Source organism: Williamsoniiplasma luminosum, assembly GCF_002803985.1.
Taxonomy (GTDB): Bacteria; Bacillota_I; Bacilli_A; order Mycoplasmatales; family Mycoplasmataceae; genus Williamsoniiplasma; species Williamsoniiplasma luminosum.
Window position 1 is genome coordinate 859,133 of record NZ_CP024963.1, and the last position, 14,413, is coordinate 873,545.

Annotated in this window: 16 protein-coding genes; 3 read left to right on the forward strand and 13 right to left on the reverse strand. The window is 28.7% G+C overall.

Going from position 1 to position 14,413, the window contains the following annotated elements:
- The first annotated feature begins 106 nt into the window (after positions 1-106).
- Genes ELUMI_RS03790 through ELUMI_RS03800 form a run of 3 tightly spaced genes read left to right on the forward strand, consistent with a single transcriptional unit; the run spans position 107 to position 2,883 of the window.
- Complete coding sequence (locus tag ELUMI_RS03790) at positions 107-391, forward strand: hypothetical protein (RefSeq protein ID WP_025734861.1); 285 nt, start codon at positions 107-109, stop codon at positions 389-391.
- Positions 372-1,196 (forward strand): ABC transporter ATP-binding protein, encoded by an 825-nt coding sequence (locus ELUMI_RS03795; protein WP_100618552.1) that lies wholly within the window; start codon positions 372-374, stop codon positions 1,194-1,196. The genes ELUMI_RS03790 and ELUMI_RS03795 overlap by 20 nt, the downstream gene beginning before the upstream one ends.
- Before the next feature lies 1 nt (position 1,197).
- A complete protein-coding gene (locus tag ELUMI_RS03800) occupies positions 1,198-2,883 on the forward strand; it encodes a hypothetical protein (protein WP_025734640.1) in 1,686 nt (561 codons plus the stop codon).
- Between the two features lie 76 nt (positions 2,884-2,959).
- Here ELUMI_RS03800 and ELUMI_RS03805 read toward each other — a convergent pair whose 3' ends face one another.
- The 13 genes from ELUMI_RS03805 to rpsB form a co-directional block, all read right to left on the reverse strand.
- On the reverse strand, positions 2,960-3,580 hold the full coding sequence (locus ELUMI_RS03805; protein ID WP_025734639.1) for a deoxynucleoside kinase: 621 nt from the start codon (positions 3,578-3,580) through the stop codon (positions 2,960-2,962).
- 143 nt (positions 3,581-3,723) lie between these two features.
- Positions 3,724-4,482 (reverse strand): pseudouridine synthase, encoded by a 759-nt coding sequence (locus tag ELUMI_RS03810; RefSeq protein WP_025734638.1) that lies wholly within the window; start codon positions 4,480-4,482, stop codon positions 3,724-3,726.
- Positions 4,482-5,129: an SMC-Scp complex subunit ScpB gene (scpB, locus tag ELUMI_RS03815; RefSeq protein ID WP_025734637.1), complete on the reverse strand. Its 648-nt coding sequence runs from the start codon at positions 5,127-5,129 to the stop codon at positions 4,482-4,484. Before scpB ends, ELUMI_RS03810 begins: the two co-directional genes overlap by 1 nt.
- Entirely contained in the window at positions 5,116-5,949 is an 834-nt protein-coding gene (locus ELUMI_RS03820) for a segregation and condensation protein A (RefSeq protein ID WP_025734636.1), read from the reverse strand. Before ELUMI_RS03820 ends, scpB begins: the two co-directional genes overlap by 14 nt.
- A gap of 13 nt (positions 5,950-5,962) precedes the next feature.
- The gene (locus ELUMI_RS03825; RefSeq protein WP_025734635.1) at positions 5,963-6,817 is read right to left on the reverse strand and encodes a hypothetical protein; all 855 of its coding nucleotides are present in this window, start codon (positions 6,815-6,817) and stop codon (positions 5,963-5,965) included.
- A gap of 101 nt (positions 6,818-6,918) precedes the next feature.
- Positions 6,919-7,182 carry a hypothetical protein gene (locus ELUMI_RS03830; RefSeq protein WP_025734634.1) on the reverse strand — a complete coding sequence of 88 codons (264 nt, stop codon included), beginning with the start codon at positions 7,180-7,182 and terminating at the stop codon, positions 6,919-6,921.
- A gap of 46 nt (positions 7,183-7,228) precedes the next feature.
- The gene (locus ELUMI_RS03835) at positions 7,229-8,752 is read right to left on the reverse strand and encodes an MFS cation transporter (protein ID WP_025734633.1); all 1,524 of its coding nucleotides are present in this window, start codon (positions 8,750-8,752) and stop codon (positions 7,229-7,231) included.
- A gap of 11 nt (positions 8,753-8,763) precedes the next feature.
- Positions 8,764-10,422 carry an arginine--tRNA ligase gene (gene argS, locus ELUMI_RS03840; protein ID WP_025734632.1) on the reverse strand — a complete coding sequence of 553 codons (1,659 nt, stop codon included), beginning with the start codon at positions 10,420-10,422 and terminating at the stop codon, positions 8,764-8,766.
- An 82-nt stretch (positions 10,423-10,504) separates the two neighbouring features.
- The gene (gene frr / locus ELUMI_RS03845) at positions 10,505-11,059 is read right to left on the reverse strand and encodes a ribosome recycling factor (RefSeq protein ID WP_035019016.1); all 555 of its coding nucleotides are present in this window, start codon (positions 11,057-11,059) and stop codon (positions 10,505-10,507) included.
- Between the two features lie 10 nt (positions 11,060-11,069).
- Positions 11,070-11,783 carry a UMP kinase gene (gene pyrH, locus ELUMI_RS03850; protein ID WP_025734630.1) on the reverse strand — a complete coding sequence of 238 codons (714 nt, stop codon included), beginning with the start codon at positions 11,781-11,783 and terminating at the stop codon, positions 11,070-11,072.
- A 105-nt stretch (positions 11,784-11,888) separates the two neighbouring features.
- Positions 11,889-12,536, reverse strand: a complete 648-nt coding sequence (locus tag ELUMI_RS03855) for a hypothetical protein (protein WP_025734629.1) — start codon at positions 12,534-12,536, stop codon at positions 11,889-11,891.
- Position 12,537: 1 nt separating this feature from the next.
- Positions 12,538-13,437, reverse strand: a complete 900-nt coding sequence (gene tsf, locus ELUMI_RS03860; protein ID WP_025734628.1) for a translation elongation factor Ts — start codon at positions 13,435-13,437, stop codon at positions 12,538-12,540.
- A 13-nt stretch (positions 13,438-13,450) separates the two neighbouring features.
- On the reverse strand, positions 13,451-14,317 hold the full coding sequence (gene rpsB / locus ELUMI_RS03865; protein WP_025734627.1) for a 30S ribosomal protein S2: 867 nt from the start codon (positions 14,315-14,317) through the stop codon (positions 13,451-13,453).
- Between the last annotated feature and the right edge of the window lie 96 nt (positions 14,318-14,413).

The window sequence follows — 14,413 nt, forward strand, 5'->3', positions numbered from 1 at the left end:
AAAAATATGCGCAAATAATAAATTTTATAATATAAGATAAAACCAAGAGATTTAGATAAATTGATATTAGACATTTTTCTATTAGACTCTGAGAAAGAAACGATATATGACCAAATTATTATTAACAATGTTGTCTATAAGTGGAGTCTCTCCAGTTTTAACAACTACACATATTACAACACAACAAAATAACAATGTACTTCCTATTCATACTATTTCAAAAACAACAAACAATTTAGCAAAGTTTGTTCAAAAGGAAAAAGTTAATTTAACCAAAATTGAATCAGAACCAGTTTCTATTGAATTGGGAAATTTAGGAGGGCAAAAACCTGATCAAATCAAGGTTTTCGTCTTATTAAGGGTGGACTCAATTGAATTACTTAGAAAATAATAATCCGGTTATTGAATTTAGAGAAATAACAAAACTTTTCAAAGAAGGCAGAGGCATTCAAAATATTTCTTTTGATATATCAAAAGAAAATAATATTGTTGGTCTAATAGGTAATAATGGAGCTGGTAAAACAACTTTATTGAAGACACTTTTTAAAGAATATACTGCACAAAGTGGTCAAATTTTAATTAATGGGGAACCATTAGAAAATAAGCATTTGAAACAAATGGCTTTTTTTCCAGATCAAAATAACTATCCCAAACATTTTAATATTATTGAATTTGCTAAATTTTCAGCTGAATTAAAAGATATTAAACCTAAAGAATATACCGAGAAATTAGAAAGATTAATTAGATTTTTAAAATTAGAAGAACTGAGAAAAAGTAAATTTACCAAACTTTCTGCTGGACAACAAAAACGAGCATTATTATTAAGTGTTTTAGTAACTAATCCTAAAATCATCGCTTTAGATGAACCAACTGCTAATTTAGATGTTGATGCAAGAATGGAATTTCAAGAAATATTAAAAACGTTGGCAAACGATTTAAAAATTTCAATTATTATCACGAGTCATATTATTGATGAGATGGAAAATTTAATTAATAAAGTAGTCTTAATTAAAGATGGGCAAATTGTTTATGACAATAATTATTCCCTTATTAAAGATGGAAAATTAGAAGTATTATATAAAGATTATGTTACTCATTCAAGAAAACAAATTAAAGATATCAATCAAAAAAATCAAGATAATAAACCTAATGTATCTTCATTAGTTGATATTTTAAAAAATGAGGATAAAGAATAATATGCAATTAACAATATTTAAATATTTTTATCGATCAACTTTAAAATCTAAATTATTATGAATTACTTCAACAATATTTTCATTAATCATCATTATACTATTATCTGTTTTTACATTTGAATTAATTGGAAATTCTAGTGCCATAGATTTCAAAGCAAGTGTGTTAAAAATATTGATATATATTTTGGGGTTTATTCAAATTACAGTCATAAATTTATTTATTTTTAGTAAATATTTTTCTAATTCTACAAAAGATGGAACTATGAGTTTAGAAATACGAAGCGGAATTTCTAAAGGCAAAATGTTTTTTGAAAGAATTCTGCTTTCAAAATCTTGAACAATTGGATTCTATATATTTTGTACATTATCAATTCTTTTATTTGCAGGTATTAGTCCATCAAGTATTTTGCCACCAATTTTATTTAATTTTTCGATTGGTTTTATTGGGGTTTTTCTATACGATATAATTTTAACTGCAATATTATTAATAGTGGCGATATTTGGTTCTAATATATTTATGGGAATTTTTGGCTTTTTAACATTTTTCTTAGCAGCAATGACACCGGTGATCGCTTCATTTGAACAAATAACTGGTAATCATGTTGTTAAATTTTCAGATCCACGTCAAATATATAGAGATTATGAAGCATATTTAATTGCTGACGAAGTTCATAATTTAACAAAAAAATATGAAAATGGTTTTACTCAAAAAATGCTTGATAGTTATGGTGGTTTGTATGGTTCAATTTTGAAAAAATCGAACAATGATGAACGATGAGAACCATTGAACGAGGAACAAATCTATGATATCGCTATTTCTGGACTTATAACTGAATTTGATGGAAATGGATTTACCACATATAAAACAAACCCAAATTTAAATGGTAACCCTCTTTTTGAACATCTGAAATTTGTAAAAGAGAAACAAAAATTAGAACTTGGTGTTTATAATCTTCAAAATAAATATCGGAAAGATATTTGAGAACAAAGTTTTTATTTTACTAAAAAAGATTGATATGTTAATGATAAATTCAAATTTAACTACGATGGTCCAAATGGATTTAATGCTTTAATGAAAACATTAAATGAAGATGCAAACGAAGAAAAAAAAGAATTCTACAACCTTATCAATAGAGTGGTTAAGGACTCGTTTATTATTTTTGATGGTAGTTCTTTAGACAATTTATATAATTGAAAAGATTGAAATTTAAGACTGGGAGAAAATTTTGATGTCAAAAACGAATGATTAAAAAATGTCAACATTTCGCTTGGAGCTAGAATGTATCAAACAGCTTTTATTAAAGTTATTAATTCAACAATTAATCTGCCAACATCTCAAATGAATTTAGAAAGCTATTATTCTCGTGCTAAAGTTAGTTTGTATCTTAACCCTTGAACTATGTTTAATAGGATTCTTAATTACAATTATTTTGGTAGTGAAATCTTAGGCAATCGTTTTGAACAAAAAAATTTCGCTTATTCATGATTAAATAAAGAAGTTGTTGTAGAACTAAAAACACGTACAGAAAAAGAACCTAAAATTTTTAACAATACTTCAAATTTAATTGAATTAGAAATTAAAAGCCAAATTTTTAATCCGGTTATTGCGATTGTTGTTTATGCCGCTATATTTATTATGATTATTATTGGATCATTCTTTCTTTTTAGATATAGAATGACAAAATAGATTCAAACGAAAAAACTAGCAAGTTGCTAGTTTTTTTGATGTCTATTCATAAGTTCTATTTCTTAAAATTCGTTTTTTAGTTATTTTGAATTTTGGTTTCAATTTCAGCAATGCTTTTGTAAATAATATCCATTTTTAAATTCAAATCATCAGTTGTTGCGTCAATCACGACAAAGTTAAAATAATTTTTTCAAATTTTAAAATATTTATCATAATTTTTATTGAGTGTTTGTCAAAACTTTTTTGGTAATTGAAGTTCTGCTTTTATTCCACGTTTATGAATTCTTTCAATCGCTTTATCAGTTGATACTTTTAAATAAATTACTAAATCAAAATCTTGTCTTTGACTGATTCAAGGAATGATTACATGGTCATAAAAATCATTATAAGTTTTAAAATCAGGATTGTTCATTGTTTCTAAATCATGGTTGGTTTTGACAAAAACAGGATTATCTAAAATTGTGCGATCAAAAATCACATTACTTAAGTTTTGAGCTTGAGTTAATTGTTGAATTCTTGCAGTTAACATATAAATTTGCATCTTAAAAGCAAATGGTTTCATCTCACGATAATAATCATCAAAATAAGGATTTTCAGCAATGGGTTCAGCAAAAATTTGATGGCCATATTTTTTAGCAATTAAATTGACGATTGTTGTTTTACCAGCTCCCACTGTTCCAAAAATGGCGATTTTCATATTGTGCTCCGATCTAATTAAGGTTTCATTAATTACATATCTCAATGCTTTGTTTTTTTAATTTTTACATATATTTAAGTGGTTTAAGTATCAATTATGTTATTATGTAAAAATTAAACAAAAAAATTGTTCAAAATGAACAATTAATCACCTTTTCTTTTAACGGCATGATAGATTCCATAAAATCTTTTAATTTCATGAGGAGTTAGTGAACGATATTCACCAACTTCTAAACCTTCATCAGTTAAAAATTCAATTTGGGTTCTTTTTAATTTTAATAATTGAATTTCAGCAGCTGCTAACATTTTTTTAACATGGTGTTTGCGTCCTTCGGCAATTGTTAATTCAATAATTGAATGGTTGCGTTCTTTGTTGTAATTGGCCATTCTAGCTGTTACAGCACTAGTTTTATAATCTTCATCAATAATCACACCTTTTAACAAATTACGAATTTGTTCTTTTGAAACTGGCCCATCACAAAGTGCTTGATAAGTTTTTAAAAATTCATATTTTGGGTGCATTACAAAATTAGCGAAATCTCCATCGTTGGTCATAATGATTAAACCTGAAACATCATAATCCAATCGACCAACAGGATAAACTCTTGCTTCAACATCTTGAAAAAAATCAGCAACAATTTTTCTTTTTTTAGGATCATACATTGTTGAAATGACACGTCTTGGTTTGTTGAATAAGAAATAGTATTTTTCTTTATTATCAATCACTGGTTGGTCGTTGATTGTAATTTCAGCATCCACATCAACTTTAGTCCCTAATTGAGTGACAACGACCCCATTAACTTTAACCCTACCAGCTTCAATCATTTTTTCAGTCGCTCTTCTTGAAGCCCCACCACGATTAGCGATGACTTTTTGTAAGCGTTCTTGTTCTTTATTATTCATTAATTTGTACCAAACAATTCTTCCATATTTTCGTTTTGTTCTTCTGAGAAATCTGCGGCATTAAAAATGCCAGTTCCAGAAGTTTTGTGTTTTGCTTTTTTAGTTACCACTTCTTCTTGAATCTCATCATCACTAATTTTAGGTAAAATTTCTTTACCTCCGGCTAGATTAAATAATTTGAAAAAGTTTTCTGTAATTGCATATAAGTTAGCGCGGGTTTCTTCAGTTTTACCAACACTTCTAATCAGTTTACGATCCTTCAATTTGTAGATTTGATATGTTGAATCTAATCCACGAATATGATCGATTTGATTTTTAGAAATCGGACCTTTGTAAGCAATAATTGATAACACCTCAATTGAAGAAACTGATAATTTAGATTGAACTTCAACATCTTCTAATTTAGCAAATCACTCGTGTAAATCTTTTTTAGTTTGAAGACGATATTTGTTTGTACTAAATTTTTGAATTGAAAAAGCAGACGCTTCATCGTTTAGATATTTATCTTCTAAACTTTTAATTGCTTCTTTAATATCAGAGGGTTTTTCGTGGTCTAAAACTGTTTCTAAATCCATTAATGCAACACCTTCATCTCCATAAATGAAAAGCATTCCTTCAATGATTGCCATTAATTTATTCTTGTTCATCATAATTTCTATTCTCCAATTGCTCTACTAAGGTTTGATCTTTTAGTGCTGCTGCACTAAATTCGATAAATAAGGTTTGATCTGATTGTTCAATAATTGCGACCTGATTCCGCACGATGTCAAGAACCGCTAAAAACGTTGAGATTAAATTTTTTAAATTTAAAATATCTTTTGTAATTAATTCTTCCAATCTTCATCTTCGCATTTGATCAGTTTTCATCACCCTTAAAATCATCTGTGTGATTTCGTGTGGGGAAATCACATCAGTTGTAATTGTGTTGAAGTATTCTTCTTCTAGTTCTGAAAAATCTTCATCTTGGATTGTTGAACGGGCCATCGCATTTTTGAAAATTTGAGCAAATGCATCCATATCAATTGTTAATGGTTCAATCAATGTTTCATCAATATTTGCTTCAAGATTTTTAGTTGAAGAAAATTTATTTTTTGACTTAGTTTTTGAAAATGACAAGTAATAGTCTTCTTGTTTTTTAACAAAAAAATCAGTCACACTTCTTATTTGTTCATATTGTGTTAATTGTTGTAAGAAGTCATCATATAAATTATTTTCTTCTAAAAAATCAACTTCTTTTGGGAGTAATAATTGTGATTTCATTTCAATTAATTGAGCAGCCATTGTTAAATATTCACTCGCAATTTCAATGTCTAGTGATTGTTGTTTTTGAATATACATAATATATTGATCCGCTAATTCAATTAGATTAACATCCATGATGTTAATCTTTTTTTCACGAACCATCGTTAATAATAGATCTAATGGCCCTAAGAAGTTACCTATTTTAATTTCATCTCAATGTTTCATGTCGTTGCCTTTTCTAATTATTTATACCATTTTTAAGGTTATTTTTTGATAATAAATCATATATTTCACTATCGCGTTTGAAATCAAACTCAATTTCCAACACAATTCGCATCAACATCACAAACAATAACTGGGTTTGTAAACCATAATTGAATTTTGTTTCAGGATTAATAAAATTGTGTTCTAAGTTATTTCTTAAAATTCGAATGTAGTGAAACGAACTACTTCGATATAAAGATTTTAAAAATACTTCAAATTTTCGTAGCATAATCCCGTCTTTAATTAAGGGTCTTGATGAGTTTAAAAAATCTGCACTAAATCTATAATATTTGTCTTCATCATCGTTGTTCAATTCCATTTTTTTACCAACTTGTAAATTAATATATAAGAATTTGTCATACATTGAATAAATATATTTGAACAAAGCAATTTGTTTATGAAAATAAATATCTGAACTTTTGTGTTTTTTATTGATTGCCTCAATTTTAGGATCATCAATTGTTTCTTTGATGTAATACATCATCATATATTTGATTTCTGAATAAATATAATAATTAAAATACTCAGGAACATAAGTGACAAACATGGCAAAAATTGTTTTTAAATAATAAAGGATTTTAACAACATCTTCAAAAGGCATTAGCTTTTTATTTTTAGCATTCACAAAGAAATTTAAATCTAACCCATTGCGTTTATCTTCTTGATCAAGAAGATAAACGAAGTCATTATTTTCGATGATTAAAAAATCAATCGCCGAAACTAAAATTTTTTTAATTTTTAAAATTTCAATTTCTTCATATTTTTTGGTTTTTAAATAGGTGATAACTATCTCTAATTGAGCAATTATTTTATCGGTTTGTTTATTCATATTTTAATTATAAACTTTATTCTTAAAAAGTATGCAATCACTCACATGACCAAGCATTTGAACGACATTTTTAGAATTCCTTTCAATGCTGGTTGAAGGAATTATTTTACATACCTATTGAACAATTGGGTGGGGATTGAATCTTGATTTTTAGCTCAAAAATAAATGTTTGCAATTCAACAAACAATTGAAAGTCATGTTAAAAATGCAATGATTCCAAACACAAGTTGTTTTTCGCGAAAGCGAGGAATTTGCACATGCATAATTTGTTCGCCAATTGGTGGTTGTTCCATTATTAAAAATACAAGATTCACTAAAACTAAAAATATATTTAGAAATGAAGCAATAAATCTTTTTAATCTCATTTTGTTCTCCTTTGAATGTGTAGCGAGTTAACTAATCAACTTTTGATTAGTTATCGATTTCGATAATTTTTTCTTTGATTTTGGTGATCATAATTTTTTTCTCAATAACCGCCATTTTTAAAGTACCTTTTTTAATATCGTTCATTTCAGCTAAAAATTGTTTGAATCATAAAAGAATAAAGATGCAATAGAAAGCAATTAAGGTAAAGACGATCGCATAAATGATTGATAAAAAGCCATCAGTTTGAGTTAAAAACGTTGAAATTGTATTAGCATCAGCGTTGAGGATACTTTGAATTGAGGTTATTTGACCAAAGTCTGCGAAAAGTGATGATTTGATAATTGTTAAAATAATTTGCACTAAAAATAGTCCCATCATGTCAGCTGCAACAACAAAACCAGTGATTAATAAACCTTTGTTGCGATAATTTCACATCATTGAATATCCAATCAATAAATAAAAGGTTATGGAAATGGAAATTCCAAAAATGAAATTTGTAAAAATCATAATTTCTCAAGAATTTGTAAAACTAGCAACAATCGCAAAAATGCCTGAAACCACAAATAAGACTAACAAAGTTTGAATAATTGTCATTTTTTTGAAAAAGATTCGATATAGTAAGTATCCAAATAAGAAACCCGGCACCAGAAATGCATCATGATTAAAAGAAACTAAACTATAGATGAAAGATTCACTATATCCATTTTGTTTGAGCGATCCAGCAATGGTTAAATTAATTAAATTGTTTTGGATTAAACCAGATATCGTTCCTAATCAAAAAGCTGCCAAAACAATTAAAAAAAGAATTTTTTTATTGTAAGGTTGTAATTCTTTGCGAATGTTCGATTCAAATGCATCAATGAATTTGGTTCTTTCTAAATTAAAGAATGACAAAACAAAAGATGTACCGATCAGTAAAAACATCATTGTAATCACCAGAGCAAAACTAACATTATGTAAGTTCGTTATCGAAACTTCTTGAAAACCAGACAATAAAATATTGAAATCAAATAAGAAAATTCCAATGTAACCACCCAAACTAGTCACCATTCCCATTTTCAAACTTGTAAAAATGGGAAATAAACGATAATAAAATTGTTCATTTGGTAATAAAAAATATAGTGTTTGGGTGGAAATTGAAAACCCAATCAATAAGGTTGAAATCACCAAGATTCAAATTGGGGGTTGTTGATTGATGAAAGTTGAGGCCAAAATTAATGCCAAAAAGGTGGTCATAATTCCCATTCACATTCAAACTCTTCGATTTTGAACTTTATAAGTTAATCAAACTGCTAATGGTTTTAAAATAATTCCGATTAGATAAGAACTGGCAAAAATGGTAAACATGATCATTGCAATTGTTGTCATATTCATTGTGGCGATTCCTACTTGTAAAAGGTTAAGTCTAACAACAAAACCATTAACAATTCAAATTGCTAATGTTTCAAGATAAAATAATCATCAAAATTTATTTTCTTTTTCTTTTTTCGCCAGAAAAAAGATTAAAAAAACACCAATAAAAATAAATATTGGTTTGATTATTAATAAGTCTCAATTGAATAAATGCATTGATGCTCCTGTTACATTTTTGTCATAACTTCAATTCCGATTAAATCAAAAGTATTTTTAAAAACTTGTAAAATACTTTGGATGAATCCTAATCTATATTGAGTTAGTTCCATTTCTTCTTCATTAATAATTTTAGTATCTGAATAGTATGAATGGAATTGTTTTGAAATTAATTGAATATATTCGCAAATTAAATGTGGAGTTTTATTTTTTGAAGCAATTCGCACGATGTCTGAAAAATTATCCAAAGTGATCAATAATTGAATCTCTTTTTCATGATTTAACAATGTGGTTTTTTCAAATTTTGGTTGGATGTTTTTTTCTTTTGCTTGATTTAGAATTGAATTACATCTCGCTGTTGCATATTGGGCATAATAAACTGGGTTTGAACTAGTTTTTTGTTGAATTAATCCAATGTCTAATTCCATATGTGATGAACTAGATTTTGAAGCTAACATATATCTTAAAGCGTCTTTTCCAACCAATTCAATTAAATCAACCATTCAAATGGCTGTCCCTTTACGTTTAGACATTTTAAATTCTTGTCCGTCTTTAACAAGACGAACCATTTGACACATTTCAATATCTAAAATGTCTGGACGTGCTCCAAGTAAAGCTAAACCAGCACGCATACGAGCGATGTAACCGTGGTGATCTCCACCTCAAACATTCACTAATTTATCAGCTTTTGTTCTTTCAATACGGATACGATGTGTTGCTAAATCAGGCAGAATGTAAGTAAATGTTCCATCAGATTTGACTAAAACACGATCTTTGTCATCCCCAAAATCAGTTGTTCTTAATCAAAGCGCTCCATCTTTTTCATATGTTGCATTTTTTTCTTTATATAATTCAAGAGTTTTTTCAAGTTCATGTTTATCATACATTTCTTGTTCACTTGAATAATGTTCGATTTCAACATCAAAATCTTTTAATTGTTGTTTGATAATATCCATGAAAAAGGCAACAGATTTGTATCGAAAAATATCATGTGCTTCTTGATCTAAAATTTGAGTATCTGTGAATTTAATATCTTTAAATTTATCCCCATATTCAGCCACAAACATTGTTGCAACTTCATCATATGCTTCACCCTTATAAGCAACACTTGGTAATTCTGCTTTGACACCAATCATATTTAAATAATAAACAAAAACAGTGACAGCTAAAACGTTGATTTGATTTCCGGCATCATTTGTATAATATTCAGTTTGAACATTAAAACCATCTTTTTCTCAAACGCGCTTTAAAGTATCTCCAGTCACAGCATTTCTTGCATGACCAAGATGTAATCAACCAGTTGGATTGGCAGAAACTAACTCTAAATTAATGATGTAATTCTTTTGTTCATTTTGTCCATAATTATCTTTTTGGTTCATAATGTTCAAAATAATTGTTGATAATAAATCAGTTTTCACTTCCACATTAATAAATCCAATTCCAGCAATTTTAACTGATGAATAATAATCTTTTTGACTTAATTTGTCTCCAATTATTGTTGCTAAATCTTTCGGATTTTTGCCCATTTTTTTTGCAAGCATTAAAGCAATAGTTGTTGAAAAATGTCCATTTTCTTTCCCTTTGTTGATCTCGACAATGGGTTCGAGATCAACTTGCATTTCTTTTAGAATTTCGACTAAATCACTTCTAAAAATATCGATAACTTTCATAATTCACTCCTTTTAAACATATAAATATTTTAACTCATATTATAAAGAAAAAACATTGTTCTACAATGTTTTCTTGGGTTTATTAAATTGTTAACAAGTCTTTTTCTTTGGCTTTAGTTAAATCATCCAATTCTTTGATGTATTTATCAGTTAAATGTTGAATGTCTTTTTCAACTCCTTTAATCACATCTTCAGAAACTTCTTTATCTTTTTTGACAAGATCAATTCCATCTCTTCGGGCATTTCTAATTCGAACTTTGTAGTGTTCCAATTCCTTAGTCACTTTTTTAACTAATTCTTTACGTAAATCTTCTGTTAGGGTTGGGATTTTAATTCTCACAACTTCAGCATCTGAAACTGGATTTAATCCTAAATCAGCCTTATGAATTCCACCAACAATTTCAGAAACCATGTTGCGATCGTATGGTTTAACCACAATCAAATGGTGTTCTGGGGTTGTAATTTGGGCTGTTTGATTAAGGGGAGTCATGGTTCCATAATAATTAATCAAAACTGTGTCTAACATGCTTGCATTAGCTCTTCCAGTTCTTACTTTTCCTAAATAATCTACTCATGCTTGAATAGTTTGTTTCATATCTTTTTCAACGTCATTTAAGACTTTTGTTGTTTCTATCATTTCTTTCTCCTTATTTAATAATTGTTGATTCTAATTGATTATTCATCACTTTAACAATGTTGTTTTCACCTTGCATGTCAAAAACTTCGATTTGCAAATTAGCATCTTTGGCTAAAGTGGCGGCTGTTAAATCCATCACTCTTAAATTTTTATCCGCCACTTCTTTGTGAGTTAGTTCTTTAAACATTTTTGCTTGGGGGTTGTGTTTAGGATCTGATTCATAAACTCCAGCCACACCATTTTTGGCCATCAATAAAGCATCAGCACCAATTTCAATCGCTCTAATTGTTGAAGCTGTATCAGTTGTAAAATAACTGAATCCAGTTCCACCGACAAAAATTAAAACATATCCTTCTTTTAATTTTTGACGTGCTTCTTTAAAATTATATGAAACTGTCACAGTTTTTAATTCTAACGATGCATAGACTTCAACTTTCGGAAAACCTAAACGGTTTAAGGTTCCGGCCAAGGCCAAACCATTCATATAGGTGGCCATCATTCCCATATAATCACCTTCAATTTGTGGTAAACCAAGATCAAGACCTAATTTTCCTCTTCAGATATTCCCCCCACCAATGACAACACCAATTTCCAAACCTTGTTTGCTTAGTTCGATAATTTGTTGACTAACTGATTCTAAAGCATGTTTATCATAGATTTCATCATCGCTTTTTAAGGCTTCTCCACTTAATTTAAGTAAAATTCTTTTATATTTTAAGCTCATTTAACTCCTCTTCATTATTTATATTATAACAATAATTAAGGCTATTTAACTATTGATTCATGCACACAAAATAAAAAGGGCGCTGCCCTTTTTGCCTATTTAAGCTTATTTTCTTTTAATTAAAGCTTTGAAATATTCGTCTTCATTTCCATCTTCAACTTTGTGTCCAGTTAATTCTGAATATTTAACAATTCACACACCAAAAGCAGAATTTAAACTGAATTTTTGACGTCTATAACTTCTTTTACCTTGTACATAATTGATATATACTGCATTTTTAGAATCATCTTTGATGATTTTTAAAATTTTAGAATAATCAATTTTTTCACCAATGAAAAGAATTGATTCATCTGTCAATGAGATGGCAAATTTATTTATACCAAATCAAATGAAAATCATTAATCCAACTAAAGTTATAAATCCAGCTGCATAAATTCCAATCATAATTCCTAGTAAATTGTTTTCAATATTAAGAACTTCTTTTTGGGTGTACATCACGATTCCTGTAATTCCTAAAATGGTAACCACAAGCGAAATTGCAATCATTAAATAAATCATTAACGAACTGCGAATGCTAGTTTCTGATTTTCTTTGTTTGAATTGAAACAAGTAGTAAATAAATGCTCCAATAATAATCAATGATGCACATAGTAAAATAATTCCCATTGCCAATAATGGCGTTTGGTGTTCAGAAATATCTGCCAATAGATGATTAGATTTTAAGTTTTTTAAACTAAATAGGTTTGAGTTCATGTTAGTTTCCTCCGTTTAATTGTGCCGCCACTTCACTTGCGAAATCAGCGACAATTTTTTCAATTCCTTCACCAACTTCATAACGAACCATTTCTTTTAATGAAACATTTTTAGCTTTTAAAAATTCTCCAACTTTAAATTTTTCATCAATAACAAATTGTTGGTCTGCTAAGTTAATATCAGCTAAACGTTTTGATAATTTTCCTTGTAAAATTCCATGTAAAACATTTTCAGGTTTTCCTTGTAATTTTGGATCTTCTTTAGCGTTTTCAGTAATGATATGTAATTCAGCATCTTTAAATTCAACTGGCACTTCATTAATTGTACGGTATTTTGGAGCCATCGCAGCGACATGCATCGCCACATTGTAAGCATCAGCACTATCCATTTTTCCTTCGAAATCTAATAAGACTGAAACACGACTGTTTGCATGGTTATAAAAACTGATTGTGTGATTTGGTTTAATTTCAATTAATTCAAATCTTCTTAATTCAATTTTTTCTCCAATTGTTGCTGTCGCGTGAATTAAAGCTTCTTTAATTGACATTCCTTTAGCAATTTTGATTTCATGTGCTTGTTCAACTGTGTTGACATTTGCTTGTAATAAAGCATCAGCAATATCATCAATTAAAGCTAAAAAATCTTTATTTTTAGCAACAAAATCAGTTTCTGAATTTACTTCAAGAATAATTGCATATTTATCGTTTTGTTTGGCAATAGTTACACCTTCAGCAGCTACTCGATCAGATTTTTTAGCAGCTTTTGCTAAACCATTTTCTCTTAATCAAATAATTGCTTCATCAATATCATTGTTAGTTGCTTCTAAAGCATTTTTAGCATCCATCATTCCTGCTTGAGTGATGTCACGTAATTCTTTTATTTTTTTTACATCAATAGCCATAAATATCCTCTAATTATTCCTTACCATCTTTATCTGGTCTTGGTTTTCAAGTTCTTTTGAAATCGCCATCTTTTTTAAAGTCGCCATCTCTTTTGAATTCACCATCTCTTTTGTAGTATGGTCTTCTTCCTTGTTCTTCGCCTTCTTCTCTTGGTTTAAAAGTCACAACAGTTTTTAAAGCTGAAGGAACCATTGTCAAGTTAGTTGCTGCTGCAAAAGTATCAACAAAATTGTTTACAATAATGTTGATTGATTCTGCCATATCATCATTGGCCGGAACTGGAATACTTACCATGTCTGGGTCCATATTTGTATCAACAAGCGCGATCACTGGGATGTTTAATTTCATTGCTTCCTTAACTGCAATTTCATCAGTTTTAGGATCAACAACAACTAAGACAGCTGGTAATTTACGCATTTGCTTAATTCCACCTAAAGTTCTTTCAAGTTTTGCTTTTTCTTTTAAGATTCCGATTTGTTCTTTTTTAGTTCTTAAAGCTAATTTTCCATCAGCTTCTTCTTTTTCAATAATTCATAAAGCTTTAATTCTTGATGAAATAGTTTTCATGTTGGTTAAAGTTCCACCTAATCAACGTTCATTTACATAGAAATTTCCTGAACGTAAAGCAGCTTCTTTAACTGCTAATTTAGCAGTTTTTTTTGTTCCCACAAACAAGATGTTTCCACCTTGTTTAGCGATAGTTTCAATTAATCCATTAGCAACTGCTAATTGATCCATTGTTTTTTGTAAATCAATAATGTGATTTTTTTTGTTTACTCCAAAAATGTACGGTGCCATTTTTGGATTTCAACGTTTTGTTTGGTGTCCGTATTGAACACCTGCTTGAGATAATTCTTCTCTTGTTAAAATTTGTGACATATTATGTCCCCTTTCGTTATTCTTCCAAATAGTTCGAACATCAATCACCCTTTTTATTAAATTTGGGCACTAGATCAATGAATTCCTAAGTGTGTT